Below are 257 nucleotides of genomic sequence, written 5' to 3'. Positions count from 1 at the left end.
TGCCAATGCAATTCAAGCAAATCATCCTTATAAAAATAGATTACGTTTGGTATGAGGCTTAGAAGCTAAAAATCCAGGGATTGGGTTGCCTGATGCAGATTTAGACTTAGCAATAAATGAGTGTATTACAGGATCTACTTCTTTTAACTGACAACGTTGTACAGCTTTAAAAGTATTGTATGTGCATGAACATATTGTAGAGAAATTTAACAAACGTTTTGCAGAAATAGTAGATGCTTTAAAATTTGGGAATCCTT

Annotated in this window: 1 pseudogene; it reads left to right on the top strand. The window is 33.1% G+C overall.

Annotated elements, in window-relative coordinates:
- Nucleotides 1-257, top strand: a pseudogene (locus ACY2RW_RS16210) (aldehyde dehydrogenase family protein); the annotation flags it as partial.

Source organism: Polaribacter sp. 2305UL8-11 (genome assembly GCF_058147165.1).
The sequence above is the reverse complement of the archived record's forward strand: the minus strand, read 5'-3'. Positions and strand labels throughout refer to the sequence as shown.